This is a genomic window from Streptomyces sp. NPDC002793 (assembly GCF_040295485.1).
GTDB lineage: Bacteria > Actinomycetota > Actinomycetes > Streptomycetales > Streptomycetaceae > Streptomyces.
Genome location: NZ_JBEOVL010000009.1, coordinates 100257 through 115790, shown reverse-complemented (window position 1 = coordinate 115790; position 15534 = coordinate 100257). Strand labels below are relative to the sequence as shown.

General features: G+C 73.0%; 13 protein-coding genes. 2 read left to right on the top strand and 11 right to left on the bottom strand.

Features of this window, described 5'->3' with window-relative positions; all coding sequences use genetic code 11:
* Positions 1-301: 301 nt before the first annotated feature.
* From ABT001_RS11260 to ABT001_RS11220, 9 genes are all read right to left on the bottom strand, one after another.
* On the bottom strand, positions 302-1021 hold the full coding sequence (locus ABT001_RS11260; protein ID WP_351275412.1) for an IclR family transcriptional regulator: 720 nt from the start codon (positions 1019-1021) through the stop codon (positions 302-304).
* Positions 1022-1262: 241 nt separating this feature from the next.
* Positions 1263-1853, bottom strand: coding sequence for a sulfotransferase family protein (locus ABT001_RS11255; protein WP_351275410.1), 591 nt, complete (start codon positions 1851-1853; stop codon positions 1263-1265).
* Positions 1850-2755, bottom strand: coding sequence for a phytanoyl-CoA dioxygenase family protein (locus ABT001_RS11250; protein WP_351275408.1), 906 nt, complete (start codon positions 2753-2755; stop codon positions 1850-1852). The genes ABT001_RS11255 and ABT001_RS11250 overlap by 4 nt, the downstream gene beginning before the upstream one ends.
* A complete protein-coding gene (locus ABT001_RS11245; protein WP_351275406.1) occupies positions 2752-3777 on the bottom strand; it encodes an NAD-dependent epimerase/dehydratase family protein in 1026 nt (341 codons plus the stop codon). Before ABT001_RS11245 ends, ABT001_RS11250 begins: the two co-directional genes overlap by 4 nt.
* On the bottom strand, positions 3777-4937 hold the full coding sequence (locus ABT001_RS11240; protein ID WP_351275404.1) for a glycosyltransferase family 4 protein: 1161 nt from the start codon (positions 4935-4937) through the stop codon (positions 3777-3779). The genes ABT001_RS11245 and ABT001_RS11240 overlap by 1 nt, the downstream gene beginning before the upstream one ends.
* Positions 4938-4968: 31 nt before the next feature.
* Positions 4969-5820, bottom strand: coding sequence for a class I SAM-dependent methyltransferase (locus ABT001_RS11235; protein WP_351275402.1), 852 nt, complete (start codon positions 5818-5820; stop codon positions 4969-4971).
* Complete coding sequence (locus tag ABT001_RS11230) at positions 5817-6581, bottom strand: class I SAM-dependent DNA methyltransferase (RefSeq protein ID WP_351275400.1); 765 nt, start codon at positions 6579-6581, stop codon at positions 5817-5819. Before ABT001_RS11230 ends, ABT001_RS11235 begins: the two co-directional genes overlap by 4 nt.
* Before the next feature lie 99 nt (positions 6582-6680).
* The gene (locus tag ABT001_RS11225) at positions 6681-7916 is read right to left on the bottom strand and encodes a YcaO-like family protein (RefSeq protein ID WP_351275398.1); all 1236 of its coding nucleotides are present in this window, start codon (positions 7914-7916) and stop codon (positions 6681-6683) included.
* Positions 7913-8896, bottom strand: a complete 984-nt coding sequence (locus ABT001_RS11220; protein ID WP_351275396.1) for an aKG-HExxH-type peptide beta-hydroxylase — start codon at positions 8894-8896, stop codon at positions 7913-7915. The genes ABT001_RS11225 and ABT001_RS11220 overlap by 4 nt, the downstream gene beginning before the upstream one ends.
* 591 nt (positions 8897-9487) lie before the next feature.
* Between ABT001_RS11220 and ABT001_RS11215 the strand changes: the two genes are divergently transcribed.
* The gene (locus ABT001_RS11215) at positions 9488-10378 is read left to right on the top strand and encodes a sulfotransferase domain-containing protein (protein ID WP_351275394.1); all 891 of its coding nucleotides are present in this window, start codon (positions 9488-9490) and stop codon (positions 10376-10378) included.
* A gap of 470 nt (positions 10379-10848) precedes the next feature.
* Positions 10849-11307 (top strand): ABC transporter substrate-binding protein, encoded by a 459-nt coding sequence (locus tag ABT001_RS11210; protein ID WP_351275392.1) that lies wholly within the window; start codon positions 10849-10851, stop codon positions 11305-11307.
* Between the two features lie 111 nt (positions 11308-11418).
* Here the strand turns inward: ABT001_RS11210 and glgB are convergent, their stop codons facing one another.
* Positions 11419-13845, bottom strand: a complete 2427-nt coding sequence (glgB, locus tag ABT001_RS11205) for a 1,4-alpha-glucan branching enzyme (RefSeq protein ID WP_351275390.1) — start codon at positions 13843-13845, stop codon at positions 11419-11421.
* Between the two features lie 48 nt (positions 13846-13893).
* On the bottom strand, positions 13894-15336 hold the full coding sequence (locus tag ABT001_RS11200; RefSeq protein ID WP_351275388.1) for a maltokinase N-terminal cap-like domain-containing protein: 1443 nt from the start codon (positions 15334-15336) through the stop codon (positions 13894-13896).
* Between the last annotated feature and the right edge of the window lie 198 nt (positions 15337-15534).

The following is a 15534-nucleotide window of genomic DNA, read 5'->3' as shown; positions in this document are numbered from 1 at the left end:
TCCTTTCGTGCGGGTCATGCGGTGTGGTGCCGGTGATGCGGGCAGGGCGTCGGGACAGCCCGGGGCCAGGCATGCGGATGTACGGAGGGTGCGGCCGGCCAGGGGGTGAGGTCAGGTCGCGAGGTGGTGCGGGGGTGGCGGCGCGGCGGGGCACGCCCCGGTCGGGGGCGGCGGCGCCGGGGTGCCGCGGGGTGCCGGGTCCGGGCGTCCGGGGCGGACGGGCCGGGACCATGCGGGTGGGGCGGGTGGGGCGTACGGGATCCGGGTCAGGGCCCGGTGGCGCGGGGTCGGACGGCGGCGGTCACCTGCTCCCGGAGACGATCTTGGTGACGCGGGCGGCGCATGCCACGGCGTCACCCGCGGCCTCCTCGGCGTCGAAGCGCACCATCGGGCCGACCACGGACAGAGCCGCCATCACCCGCCGCCTGGCGTCGAAGACGGGGGCCGCCACGGCGACCGTCGGCTCCAGCCGGTTCGGCAGCGAGACCGCGTAACCGAGGTGCCGGATGTGCTCCAACTCCGCGTCACCCGCGGTGGATACACCCGCCTCCCGCAGCGCGGCCAGATCGTGCGGCAGCGCCCATGCGGTGAGCACCCGGCCGGAGGCGGTGTCGGAGATCGGCATCCGCGCCTCGATCCGGGAGTCGACACGCAGCAGCCGGTCCACCTCGACCCGCTGCACTATCCGCGCCGAGTCCCCGTCGAGCACGGCCAGGGACACCGTCTCGTCGACCAGGGCGGCCAGTTCCTCCATCGCCGCGGTGGCCCGGTGGCCGAGTCCGGCCTGGGCGAACGCGGCGTCGGAGAGCCTGGAGACACGGAGGCTGAGCCGGTAGGTCCCGTCCTCCGCCTGTTCAGCCCATCCACCGGCGCACAGCGTCACCAGCTGCCGGTGCACATAGCCCCGGCTGCCGCCGGTGCGGCGGGCCAGCTCGGACACACCCACACCCTGCGGCTCGTCGGCCAGGGCTGCGAGGACCTCCAGCGTCTTGAGCGAGGAGGTGAGGATCTGGGTGGCCAATGCGCTGTCTCCTATAAGAGGACACTGTCTCCGATCGAGATGCGTCACTTAAACACCGCGCTCACCGGGCCGTCAATGGTCGCCGGAAGAAAAACGTCAGACACACCATCAGGTGTGGCGTTTACTCGCGTGTGCCTTGGATTTCATCCCCAGAACCCCGCTCAGCTTACGAATTCGCGAGTCCGGCCCGTTCGGCGCGTGGTTCGCACCTGTCTTTCATAGGAAGACGCCCCAGGCGGTGTCAGCCGGGCCACCGGCCCTCGTGCGGATACGGGGCCACCGGGACGGGGCGGTCCAGGAAGGCGGCGAGGCGGGCGAAAGGGGCGGGTGCGGCAGGGTCCAGGATCAGCAGGGAATCCGGACGGCCGGCGAACAGGGCGCGGACCTCGGCCACATGACGGCGGTGGACGTGGCGGAACCGGTCCTCGTCGAACGCGTGGCAGCCGTAGACCGCGGCCCGTAGGAAGAGCTGCAGCGCGAGGTAGCGCTCCCCGTACTCGGTCTTGCGGTGCGGCGGACGGCTCCAGTGACGGGCGCACGAGCGCAGCCACAGCTCCTCGTCGCGGACGGTGAGGACGAATTTCGCGCCCGGCCACGCCCGGTCGAGCTGGGCGACGTACGGGACGGTCGTGATGTCGGTGATGCCGTCGTGCCGGGTGAGCAGCGGGAACCGCGCGTCACCGCGCAGCAGCGTCCGGTACGTGCCCTCGTCCGCCGGGTAGTGGACGACGTCGTGCCCCAGCACGCGCAGCGCGGCGGTCAGCGACTGGGTGCCGGTCCGGGAGAGGCCGATGCCGAAGACCTTGCGACAGGAGGGCTCCGGGACGCTCATCGGCGACCTCGCAGTGCGTGCCGCAGGCCTGCGGGGGTCAGCCGGGAGCGCAGGGAGGCCAGCGGGGCGAGGCGGGTGCCGAGCAGCCGCGGGTCGAGGTAGGGGACCCACCCGGTGGCGCGCAACGGGTAGCGGGGAGGGCCGGCCGAGAAGCGCTTGGTCAGGACGAACCGGGTCGCGTCGGTGGTGTTGGGCTGCGAGGCGTGCAGGTGGTCACCGGAGAACAGGAGGATGTCGCCGGGGTCGAGGGAGAGGTCGACCGGGTCGCCCGTGTCCTGGCCGGGGAGCAGGGTGTGGCCGTCGTGGCGCAGGGGCCGGCGGAAGGCGTCCGGATGGAGGACCAGGCCGTTGCCTCGGCGTACGGGGGTGACGGCCATCCAGAGGTTGACGGAGTTCAGGGCGGTGTTGAACCAGGAGTCGACATGCACGTCACGGGGCGTCAGGAAGCCGTCCAGGGCGGCGAACGCGGCGGGCTCGCCCACCGTGCCGAGCGGCGGCATGATGCGGACGCCGAGGTGTTCGCTGACGTAGGGGCGGACGTCACGCGGGAGGAGGGCGGCCGTCACGTCGTGCAGGACGCGTCGCCCCAGCGGGCGCAGCCGGGTCTCCAGGTCGGTGCGGATCGCCTCGATCGCGTGGGTGTCGGCATACCGGTGCAGCTCGTCCAGGGGTGCGTCCACGGCAGGGCTGCCCGGCAGCCGGTGGGCGACTGCCGCGCGGGCCAGCCGTTCGACGTCGGGCAGATGGCCGAGGTGGCGGAGCCCGCCGGTGAGGACGAAGAGGTCCCCGGCGAGCACCCGCCGCAGAGGGACGGGGAATCCGGCGGGCGTGGGCCCCACCCTGTGCAGCGTGGCGGGCCGGACGGGGGTGAGCCGGGAGGGGCGGGAGGAAGGCGGGTTCACCGGTCGTCTCCTGTCCATGCGCGAGGGCGCCGGTCCGGCGGGGACACGGATGAGACGCCCGCCACGACGGCTGCCCCGCCCGGCGTGGGGACGAAGGCCGGGCCGGTCGACAGCGCCATGGCCGTCAGGCCCTCCGTGAGCTCGGTGCGGGGCCGGAATCCGAAGGCGGCGCGGGCCCGGCCGATGTCGGCGGCGGTGTGCCGGGCGTCGCCGGGGACAGCCGGGTGCCGGGTCAACAGCACCGGTCCCACGAGGCGTTCGAAGGCGGCGACGGCCGTGTTCACGGAGAGCGGGCTGCCGCCGCCGATGTTGGCGACGCCCGTGAACGGACTGCGCGCCGCGGCACGCATCGCGCTCACGACGTCGGAGACGTAGGTGAAGTCGCGGGTCTGCTCCCCGTCACCGTAGAGCCGGAACGCCGGCCCCCCGCTCGCCGCGGCGAGCAGACGCGACAGCGCCATGTCGGGCCGTTGCCGCGGTCCGTAGACCGTGAACAGGCGCAGAGCGACCGTGGGCAGCCCGTGCACCGTGCGGTACAGCTCGCAGAGGTGCTCGCCCGCGAGCTTGGTGACTCCGTAGGGGGAGATCGGCCGCGGCTGCGCCGTCTCCGGGGTGGGGCGGCCGAGGGCGTCACCGTAGACGGAGGAGCTGGACGCGTACACGAACTTGGCGGGCGGACGGGCGCGCGCGGCTTCCAGCAGACGCTGCGTGGCGAGCACGTTGCGGTCGTTGTAGAGGGCGAAGTGGGCGCCCCAGGACGGTCGGACGCCCGGCTGGCCCGCCAGGTGGTAGACGACGTCCGCACCGGCGATCAGCCCGGCCGGGTCGGTACGCAGCAGGTCCGCGTGGTGGAAGGTGAAGCGGGGGTCCTCCAGGGCGGTCCGCAGGTTGCCGCGTTTGACCGCCGGGTCGTAGTGATCGGTGAGGGAGTCGACGCCCGCGACCTCGTCGCCCGCCGCCAGCAGGTGCTCGCAGAGATGGGATCCGATGAAGCCGGCGGCGCCGGTGACCACCGCGCGCATCAGCGCCTCCCCGGACGGGCGGCCGGGACGGCGGCGGGGCGCGGCCCGGCGAACGGGGACAGCACCCGGTCGGCACGGTGCCGCCAGGTGTACGTGGTCAGCAACTGACGGCGGGCCTCCGCACCCAGAGCCGCCCGGAGGTCCGGGTCGGCGGCGAGCCTGCGGACCGTCCGTTCCCACCCGTCGACGTCGTCCGGCCGTACGAGGAGGCAGTTGACGCCGTCGGCCATGACCTCGCGCAGCACGGGAAGGTCGGACGCCACCACGGGCAGCCCGTGGGACATGTACTCGAACAGTTTCATGGGTGACACCCAGCGGCTGATGTCCCCGACGCCCTGCGCGCAGGCCACGCGCTGCTGGTAGGGGGCCAGCACGATGTCGAACGCCCGGTAGTACGGGTGGAGTCCGGCGGGCGGCCGGTGTCCGTGGAAGTACAGGTGGGGCCGGTCGGCGCGCTTCCTCCAGTGCTCCAGATCGGCCTCGGTGCCGCCGACGACGTGGAAGTCGGCCTCCGGCATCCGGTCGGCGAGCGCCAGGATGATGTCGATGCCGCGCCCTGGGTACAGATGGCCGACGTAACCGATCCTGAGCGCGCCCGGTCGGCCGGGGAGTTCGGCGACGGGCCCGGGCGGGGGCGGGTCGGCGCAGTCGGACGCGGTGACCTGCGCCGGTCCCTCGGCGGCCCGGAGGGCGGGGAAGGCGCGTGCGTAGTCATCGGCGAGCGCCTGTGAGACGAACACGACACCGCGCAGCGACCGGCTCCGGAGCAGCAGGCGTTCGACCGCGCGTTCCCGGCGGCTGTCCCACAGCAGGTGGGTCTCGTAGACGCTCGGAGCCAGACCGCCGGCGGCCACGAGTGCGCGCAGGTCGCGTCCGTACACCGCGTCGGGCACACCGTCGCGCCGGACCGCGCGGCGCACCCGCCAGGCGCGCAGCCAGGGGCCGAGCAGCGGCAACCGGGGCATCGGGAAGGTCCGTACGGGGAAACGGTTGCGGGTTCCGTAGTAGGCGTGGACGTCGTCGGAGGTCATCTCGCCGCGCAGGGCGTAGAGGCGCACGTCGTGCCCGGCGTCTGCCAGCGCGTCGCACATGCGCATGACGTGGACGCCGTTGGCGTAGACCGACGGGATGCTGCCGGAGTGCAGGTAGGCGATGCGCATGCGACGGACCTCCGGGCGGTGGGTGGCGGTGTCATGGGAGGGCGGGGCCGGCGGGCCTGGAGGCGCGCAGCGAGAACGAAAGGGGCATCGCCGGGAGCGTGCCGGGCAGCCTCCACCAGCCGTCCGGGTCCCGTTCCATGAACGGCAGCAGGCGCCAGCCCACGAAGGGCCATTCGTGCAGGAAGTCCACCCGTAGCCCGGCGTCGGCGAGGGCGGTGATCAGATCGCCCATGGTGTGGCCCCAGACGTACTCGACGTCCGGGATGCGGGCCTCGGGCACGGAGGTGGGACTGCGGTACTCGAAGGACAGCGGGGTGGGCTCGCCGAAGTAGGAGTAGCGGAGGCGCAGTTCGGGGGTATCGACGGAGGTGTCGAGCATCCACGCGGACGGGTGGAACTCGAAGAGGTAGAGGAAGCCGCCGGGCGCCAGGAAGTGCGCGACGACGCGGGCCCAGGTGCGCAGGTCGGGGAGCCAGCCCAGAACTCCGTTGGACGTGTAGACGATGTCGTAGCTGCCCGTGAGGACGCCCGGCAGGGTGAGGACGTCGGCTTCGACGAAGCGGGCGTCCGGAGCGACGTCGGCGGCCAGACCGGTGGCGATCTCCACGGCGCGGGAGGAGAAGTCCACCCCGGTGACGCGGGCGCCGAGCCGGGCCCAGGACAGGGTGTCGAGGCCGACGTGGCACTGCAGATGGAGCAGGGACCTGCCGTCGACGGGGCCCACCTCGTCCCGCTCCAGCGGTCGCATCCGGTTGCCGCCGGCACGGAAGCCGTCGAGGTCGTAGTCGGCGGAGGCGGCCTTGAGCGGAGTCCACTGCTGCCAGAGCCGGTGGTTGTCCGCGATGTAGCGCCCGGGGTCGCGTGACGCGCTCGCGGCGGTCACGCGGGCAGCTCGTACACGGAGACGTGATGGGTGGAGGAGTCGGTCAGCGGCCGTCCCGACCAGCCGCCGGTACGCCGTACGAGCCGCAGGCCCGCCAGTTCCGCCAGCAGGTCGAGTTCGCCGGGGGAGGAGTAGCGGAAGGAGACGCGTACGTGGTGCATCCGCCCGTCGTCGAGCACCGCGTAGTCGGAGGTGTACTGCTGGCGGGCGGGGTGCAGCGTACGGGTGCGGAGCACGAAGCCCCCACCGGGGGTGTCCACCTGCTGGGTGCCGCTGCCCTGGGTGGCGAGCGCCTCGGGCAGATGCGCGTCGAGCACGAACCGCCCGCCGGGCCGCAGCCGCCGGGCGGCCGAGGCGAGGCAGCGGCGCTGGGCCTCCTGGGTGTCGAGCTCGGCGAAGGTGCCCCCGGCCGCGTAGACCAGCGCGTACCGCCCGGTGTCCGCGGGGTCCGGGGGCGCGGAGAAGTCGCCGAGCGCCACCCTGATCGCGGCGCCGCCGGGCTTGGCGTGCAGTTGGGCGGTCATCTCGGGGGAGGCGTCGAGCCCTTCGACGGTCAGGCCCAGCGCGGTCAGCGGCAGGGCCACCCGGCCGGTGCCGCTGCCCAGTTCGAGCAGGGGGCCGGGTGGGCCCTCCTTGGCGAGGGCCGCCAGGAAGCCGACGGTGGAGTCGGTGGTCGACGCGGCGAACCAGTCGTCGTAGCGGTCGGCGAACAGCGAGGCGTACGACGGTCGTGCCGACGTGTCGTGGGGGAGCGCGGACATGAGGTCCTCCCGGGGGCGGGCGTGGGCAGGGGCGAGGAGCGGTCGTCGTGGCCGGCCGGGGGCGTGGCGGTGCGTTCCGCACCTGCCCTGCCGGGGTGGTCAGCCGAACGGGTGAGGAGGCACGCCGGGTACGGGACGGGCCGGAAGGGGCGACGCCCCCGGTGCGATCAGCCGGACGACGGTCAGGCCCTCGTCGGCCGGAGGGCCCGCGCAGCGGTCGACGGCGATGACGTCGCGCCCGGTGTACCCGGCCAGCAGAGCGACCGGATCCGGCTCTCGGGAGGGCCGTGAGACCGGGGGAGGGGGGTCGCGGAGGGCGGTGGCGGGCCCTGCCCAGTGCGTCAGCGCGTCCTGGGCGTGATACGTCCACAGCGCGTGGTCCAGCCCGGTGCGCGGGACGCCGGTGCGCGACAGGTGGTCCCAGGCGCGGACGGCGACCGGCGTGGTCATGCTCCAGCGGACCATCAGCGCCTCCCAGCAGGCCCGTGCCACCGATGTCGGAAGATCGTGTGCGGGGCCGCAGCGGGCTCCGTACGTCTGGCGCGTGCGATCCGGCTCGTGCACACAGACGGCGACAGCCGCGGCACCCGCCGGAGCGGGGAGCGCGAGCGCGGTGGCCACCAGGCCCTCGCGGTCGAGCAGGGAGCACAGTTCGCCCGCCCCGGGCGGCAGCGCGCCTCCGGCGTCGAACGGTACGGGCGGGTGGCGGAGCGGGTCGCACCAGCTGCGGCGCACCAGATCGCGCTCCAGGATCTCCCAGGCGGCGTGCCCGGCCGCCTCGTCGGGGCCCCGGTGCGCGGCGACGCCGGTCGATCCGGCCCGATGGGTGGCCGCACAGCCGGGCGGCGGGCGGTGATGGAGGAACGCGGCCCCCGCCGGTACCCAGACGTCCTCACCGGACCCCGTCGCCCGGCCCCGGCACCAGAGCTGCCGCACCTGGCGCGCGGCGGTCCCGTCGTACGCGCCCACGGGAGGAACGGTGTCGGGATCGGCGGCGGGGACGCCGTCGCGGCGCAGCGCGAACCAGTCGCCGGTCCGGACCCGCCCGCCCCCTGCCGACGGCGGCTGTGCGCGGCCGGCCTCGGCCTCGGCTTCAGCGGCCCGTCCGGCGAGCACGTTGCCCATGCGTTCCATCAGTTCGCCGCGAGCCCGCCGTCCGACGTCGGAGGCGACCGCGCCCGCGGCACTGCCGATCAGGACGGAGGCACCGCCCCCGGCGCCGGTGGCGTCGAAGGCCGGAGACCGCGCGGCGACGCGGGCCAGCAGCGCACCGGGGGTGTGCGGCCACGGGGCGAAGACCTCCGGGGCCCAGGCCGTCGGTGCGGAGACACTCACGCACGGCCTCCCGACAGCCGCCCTGTACACGCCTCGTCCCGCGCGGCCTCCGCCGCCAGCAGCCCGGCCGCCTCGGCGCGCACGGCCTCACCCGCCGGGGTGAGGGCGGCACGGTGGCGGCCGAGCGTGTCGACGCCCTGGAACGCCTTCTCCATCAGCCGGTCCCTTCGCTCGGCCACGGCCTCCCGCTGCGCGTCCGACAGCGGCGTCCCCCGGTGGACCAGCCGGTACAGGACCGTCTGACGGACCAGGACGACCGTCTGCTGGAAGAGCCCGGTCAGCGGCCGGGGGTCCGGCCGCAGCGGAGTCATGACGGAGGGGCCGGGCCCCGTGGCGGGCACGAGGAACGGGGTGCTGAAGGCGGCGGCGTTGCACCGGGTGTGGGTGCCCTCGTGGACCAGGGCGTCGGCCAGCCGGACCCAGCCGGGCAGGCCGGTGCGCCCCGTGGCCAGCCGGGACGCGTTCACGAACACGGCGCCGTGGGTGGTGAAGTCGGTGAATCCGTCGATGGCCCGCCCGCCCAGCAGGACGATCTGCCGTACTCCCTCCTCCAGTTCGGCCAGCATCGCGGGCCATATCCGGCCCAGCCGCTCGGCGGTCTCGGCCAGTACGGCGACCTGCCCGGTTTCCCACGCCCGGACGGCGGCGCCCGGTCCCTCCGCGCCCGTCGTGGTCTCCCGGCCCGGCGGGATCGAGGCGAGCGCCCGCCCGACCGCCGCGTGGAGGTGGGGCGCAGGGCCGGCGAGGTCGACCGCCCAGCGGCCGACGGCCGTACGGGGCAGGGGGACAGCTGCCGGATCCCCGCCTGCCGGGGCCGGGGGCGGCGTTTCCGTGCCGCCCCGGTGAGCGGCTGCCTTGCGGGCCGGGTGCCGGGGCGGCACGCCCTCGCCGGCCCTCGACCTGCGCAGCACGGCGTCGGTCGCGCGCCAGAGGGCGTCCTCGGCGCGGCGGGCGGCCACGGCGTCAGGGGTCACAAGCACGTTCCGGCCTCCGTCGTCCTTCGGTCGCGGAGGTGCGTGGCGGACGGACCGCCACGCACCCAGGTGCTGTCACGCGGAGAGGCCGAGCGCCTCAGTCCTCGCTGGGGATGTCGATCATCAGGCCGAACTCCGGAAGTTCCTCGGTGACCTGCTCGATCTCCGGCTGCTCCATGGGGTCTCCTTCGATGGGTTCATCCGTGACGAACGGACGGCACTCGCCGCCGGTCGGACAAGGAGTTACCCAATGGACACCACGTCGAAGGACAGGTATTCGAGAAGCCGTCGCAAAAGCGCCATCGCCCGAACTTCCTGTCCTCCGCGCCGAAGCGCGGAAAACCGCCGGAATACGTCCGGGAAGCACCGCTCCCCGTGATGGGTGGGACAGGGGGCACGGGTGAGGAAAGCACCGACGGCGATGACGCCAGGATCCCGCTCATCTCACTGGCTGAACCTGGCCTGATCGTCACCACGGGCGCTGTCGCGGCGCGCACAGGAAAGAAGGGGGCCGGGCCCGGCGACGGCGCACCCGGGCCCTCCCCGCCGCCGAAGCCCTGTTGTCACCGATCGGGGGGCCGGGAACAATGCCGAGCTGTGACACCTGACAACGCAGGCCCGGTACAACGGAGTTCACCGACCGCCGATGCCGACGGCGAGGTCTATGTGATCTCGTTCCCCAAATGCGGCCGCACCTGGCTGCGCGTCCTGCTGGCCCGCGCGATCTCGGAGGCCCACCGGCTTCCGATGGAGCTGTGCAGGGACCTTGACCTGACGCATTTCACCGCAGCCGACCCCGCTGTACCCCGGATCGTCTTCTGGCACGACGACCGGGTGGCCTGGCGCGCGCCGGGCGAATTGTCCTCGGACAAGGAATTCTACCGGGACCGCAAGGTCGTCCTCCTGGTCCGGGACATCCGGGACGTCGCCGTGTCCCACTATTTCCAACGGACGCGGCGGGAGGGAAATCCCTTCACCGGAACCCTCGGCGAATTCCTCTCCGAGGACGTCGGCAGCGTACGCACCTGTCTGGAGTTCTGGAACATCTGGCAGAGCCGGCAGCACACACCGGCCGCCTTCCTGCTCTCCTCCTACGAGCGTCTGAGCGCGGACACCACCGGCGAGCTCGCCCGCATCCTGGACTTCTGTGGCCTGCCCGGAGCCACGGACCCGGCGACGCTGCGGGCGGCGGCGGAGTACGCCGGGTTCGACGCGATGCGGGCCATGGAACGCGACGACACACTGCGCTCGGAGAAACTGCGGCCGGCCGTCCCCGGCGACCCGGAGTCGTACAAGACGCGGCGCGGTGTCGTCGGCGGGTACAGGGACTACCTGGACCAGGAGCAGATCGGCTACGTCGACACGCTGGTCCGGGACCTGCTGGCCCCGCCGTGGCAATCCCTGGCACGAGCCGCGGACGGCCGGCCAGGGGCCCCGCCGTCCTGGGAGGGACGACCGGGCCGACCGGTGCACGTGCGTCCCCGATAGGGTGCCGGCGCCGGGAAACGGGCATCACGCACCTCGTGCCGCGCGTGCCCTCCGGCCCATGTCGCCTCGCTGAACGCGGGGGGTCAGGAAGGGGGCGACGCCTCTGACGGCGTGACCGTCCGGTCGCATCAGTGTGCGGAGAACCCCTCCGTACCGACGGACGTTGGTGCGGGCAGGTCCGCGCCGTACGTCCCGAGCCCCTGGTCGAGGAGGTGGACCGCCCGTGTCCGTACCGGTCGCAGGGGCAGTCGGTGGCAACGAGGAGGTAACCCCCGTGCACGAAGGTCATGGCCCTGGTCATTGGGAGATAACGGACACCTATACCGGACATACGAGGCGGATATGCGTCCGTACTTTCCCAACGACGGCCACCGGCCGTCGGGCCGGGGCTGTCGGTGCGGCTGACTAGGCTCTTCCTGGACCCGGGGCGCGAAGAGCGTGCCGGGGAGACCGAATCATGGGGGAAGTGCATGCGCAAGACACTCACCGCGACGGCCTGCGTTCTGGCGGCCGCTCTGCTGACGGGCTGCGGTGGTGGCGAGGAGAAGCCCGCCGACACCAGCAAGGCGGCGAGTTCCGCGAGTCCGCAGGCCGAGAAGTCGGAGGAATCCGGCGGCAGCGGCGTCTCCGAGGGCCCCTCGCACGAGGTCACCATCAAGATCGAGGGTGAGGGCACGGGCATCGTCATGTACACCCTCGACGAGTCCGAGACCCCGAAGGTGACCCTGCCCTGGTCGAAGACGGCCACCATCGCGGCGCGAGGCGCCGAGCAGGAGGTCGGCCGGCTGGTGATCGCTGCGCCCGGCCACATGATGACGGCCGACGGTACATACGCCCCCCGGGCGACGTGTTCGATCGTCTTCGACGGCAAGACGGTGGTCGACACCAAGAAGGACCCGGGCAAGCCCTGCTCGTACACGTTCAAGTAGGGCAGGCCGCACGCGCTCGCAGGGGCGTCACGGACGTCCCCTTCTCATCACCACGGGCGTGGTGCGGCGCACCCGGTTCCGTCCGGGTGCGCCGTCTGTTCCTCGTCGCCGTCAGGCCGGTCGCAGCCAGACCGTCGCCAGCGGTGGGAGCGTCAGCGTGATGCTGGTGTCCCTGCCGTGCGCCGGTACGGCCTCCGGCTTCAGCGGCTCGGCGTTGCGCACGTCGCTGCCGCCGTAGCGGGCCGCGTCCGTGTTGATGACCTCGACCCAGGCGTCGGGGCCGTCGGGTACGCCGATGCGGTAGTCGTTCCGCACGACCGGCGCGAAGTGCGAGACGGCGATCAGCGGCGACCCGTCCGCGTCGTACCGGACGAACGCGAACGCGTTGTCCTCGGCGGCGCCGCCGTCGATCCAGCTGAAACCTTCCGGCACGGTGTCCCGCTGCCAGAGTGCGGGCAGTGCGTTGTACACGCCGTTGAGGTCTGTCACCAGATTGCGTACGCCCCGGTGGTCGCCGGAGGCCTCGTACGTCTCGTCCAGCAGCCACCAGTCCGGTCCATGGCCCTCGGACCACTCGGCGCCCTGGGCGAACTCCTGGCCCATGAAGAGGAGTTGCTTGCCCGGGTGGGCCCACATGTAGCCGAGGTACGCGCGGTGGTTCGCGCGACGCTGCCACCAGTCGCCGGGCATCTTGGTGACCAGCGCCTGCTTGCCGTGCACCACCTCGTCGTGTGAGATCGGCAGCACGTAGTTCTCGCTGTACGCGTACACCATCGAGAAGGTCATCTCGTTGTGGTGGTACTTGCGGTGGACGGGCTCCTTGGACATGTAGACGAGGGAGTCGTGCATCCAGCCCATGTTCCACTTCAGGCCGAAGCCGAGGCCGCCGTGGTCCGTGGCGCGGGTGACGCCGTCCCAGGCGGTGGACTCCTCCGCCATCGTGACCACGCCGGGATTGCGCCGGTAGACCGTCGCGTTCATCTCCTGGAGGAAGGCGACCGCGTCCAGGTTCTCCCGGCCCCCGAACTCGTTCGGCGACCACTGTCCGTCCTCGCGGGAGTAGTCGAGGTAGAGCATGGAGGCCACCGCGTCGACCCGCAGGCCGTCGATGTGGAACTCCTCGCACCAGTACGTGGCGTTGGACACCAGGAAGTTACGCACCTCCTTGCGGCCGTAGTCGAACTCCAGCGTGCCCCAGTCCGGGTGCGCGGCCCGGTTCGGGTCGGAGTGCTCGTACAGCGGCCGGCCGTCGAACTCGGCGAGCGCCCAGTCGTCGCGGGGGAAGTGCGCCGGGACCCAGTCCATGAGGACGCCGATGCCCGCCGCGTGCAGCGCGTCGACCAGGAAGCGGAAGTCGTCCGGGGAGCCCATGCGGGACGTCGGCGCGTAGAAGCCGGTGACCTGGTAGCCCCAGGAGCCCCCGAAGGGGTGCTCGGAGACCGGCATCAGCTCCACGTGGGTGAAGCCCAGTTCCCGTACGTAGGAGGGGAGCTGGGCGGCCAGCTGGCGGTAGCTGAGGCCGGGGCGCCAGGACGGCAGGTGGACCTCGTAGACCGAGAACGGGGCCTCGTGGACGGGGCGTTCGCCCCGGTGGGCCATCCAGTCCTCGTCCTGCCACACGTGGTGCGACGCGGTGACCACCGAGGCGGTCGCGGGCGGGATCTCGGTGGAGCGGGCCATCGGGTCGGCGCGCTGGGTGTGCGAGCCGTCGGGGCGGCAGATGTCGTACTTGTACACCGCTCCCTCGCCGACGCCGGGGAGGAACAGCTCCCACACGCCGGTGGAGCCGAGGGAACGCATGGGGAGGGCCGTGCCGTCCCAGTAGGTGAAGTCGCCCGTCACGCGCACGCCCCGCGCGTTCGGCGCCCAGACGGTGAACCGGGTCCCCGCGACACCCTGGTGCTCCATCGGCCGGGAGCCGAGTGCCTTCCACAGCTCCTCGTGCCGGCCCTCGCCGATCAGGTGCAGGTCGAGCTCGCCGATGGCGGGCAGGAAGCGGTACGGGTCCTCCACCTCGATCGTGTTGTCGTCGTAGACGACCTGGAGGCGGTAGCCGTCGGGCACGGCGGGCAGCGGCAGGACGCCGGAGAAGAAGCCGTCGCCGTCGCTCTGCAACTCGGACCGCTTGCCCTCGGACAGCACCGCCACCGAGCGCGCGTAGGGGCGCAGCGCGCGGAACAGTACGCCGCCCGAGGCCGGGTGCGCGCCCAGGACGCCGTGCGGATCGTGGTGCTCACCGGCGAGCAGCCGGCCCCGGTCCGCGTCGTCCAGGGCGGGGGCGGGCAGCACGTTCTTGCTGCCCCCGCCGCGCCGGGGGCGGGGCGGGGTCTTGGCGGCCGCGGCGGTCGTCTTCCTGGCCCGCGCACGCTTGACGGGCGGCGGAGCGGTCTCCGAGGACGCGCCCCCGTCGGCAGGAGCAGCGGCAGGAGCGGGGGAGGGGGCCGCGGCCGGGGCGGTGACCTCGGTGGTCACCGGCTTGGCCGCGGGTGGGACCTCGATGGGCTCGGACGGCTTGCGGGACGGCTTGCGGGCGGTCACAGAGACAGCCTCCTCGTGGGGTGCGGGGGGTGGGTGGTGGGAAGGGGGTCACGCGGGCGTGGCCGCCAGGCGCTGGATGGCGGCCATCGGGACCGGTAGCCAGTCGGGGCGGTGCCGGGCCTCGTACAGCACCTCGTACACCGCCTTGTCGGTCTCATGAGCGCGCAGCAGCTCCGGTTCGGAGCGTGGGTCGGAGCCCGCGGCGGCGGCGTAGCCCTCGCAGTACGCGGTACGGCAGTGGGCCGCCCATGCGGGGTTCCACGGATGGTGCGAGCGCGCCGCGTAGTCGAAGGACCGGAGCATCCCCGCGACGTCGCGCACCGTCGGCTGCGGACCGCGGCGCTCGGGCAGCGGCTTGGCGGGCTCGCCCTCGAAGTCGATCAGCGACCAGAAGCCGTCGGAGCCCCGCAGGGTCTGGCCCAGGTGCAGATCCCCGTGGACCCGCTGCGCAGCCCAGCCGCGACCGGTGTCCCCGAGCGCCGCGACGGCGTCGAAGGCGGTGCGCAGCCCCGGCACGTACGGGGCGAGCACGGGGACGGCCTGGGCGGCGGCCTCCAGGCGCTCCACCATCCCGGCCACGAGGTCCCTGGTCCGGTCGTGGGCCAGGGGCGGCGTCGGCAGCGCGGCGGCGAGGGCCGTGTGCACCTCGGCGGTCGCCCGGCCGAGCGCATGCGCCTCGGGTACGAAGTCCCGCCCGGCGGCCAGCGCGGCCAGGGCGAGCTGCCAGCCGTCCTCGGCGCCGCGCAGGAACGGCTGCAGCACCCCCAGCGTGAGCGGCTCCGGGGTGGTCGTCGCCTCGAACCAGGCCACCGGGGCGGGGACCCGGCCGCAGCCCTCGCGGCCCAGCGCGAGCGGCAGTTCGAGGTCGGGGTTGGTGCCGGGGAAGACCCGGCGGAAGATCTTCAGGATGAGGGCGTCCCCGTAGACGAGCGAGGAGTTCGACTGCTCGGTGTCCAGGAGGCGCGGGGCGAGGTCCGGGGGGACCGTCCCCGCCCGGTCGAAGCGGAGGAGGCCGAGGGATCCGGGGTTACGGAATCGTTCCAGCAGGAGGCCGGCGACGCGCGGGTCGTGCAGCCCCTCGTACAGGGTGCGGCCCGCCAGCGGCCCCTCGGTGACCTGGCCGATGCGGGCGTCCGCCAGGTGCGGGGGGAGTGTGCCGCGCACGCCGAGGAGGAGCTGGTAGCAGTCCCCCTGGGCAGGCGCGGAGCGGCTGCTCGGCTGGTGCACCCGGACGAGCAGGTGCAGCAGGCCGGGGGTCGTGCCCGCGGTGTCCAGTGGCAGTATCTCGGTGGCCGCGACGAGGGAGAAGCCGGTGACCGGCTGCCCCTTGCCCGCGAACCACCGCTGCCTCGGCACCCACTCGTGGAGCAGCGGCGCGAGTGACGCCAGCAGGGCCGTGGTGCCCATGGCGCTCGCCGGATGTCGTCTTGTCGTCTTTCTCGATGTTGTGCTCTTCGCCAGGGCGACTCGAGTGGATGCAGCCTCCGACATGGCATCGCGTCCTTTCCCCGGGCACACCACAGGATGCGAAGAGTGTCCCGGATTGCGGCAATGGCTGTCCGGCTGTGCGGGACGTGTCGGGTGAGGAAATGTCCGTGTGGACTCGATCAATGCGCGATCTGTGCTCGATCTGCGTGGATCAATGAGCCATAAAGAGCACGGAAGTACACGGAAGTGCTCGATATGGGG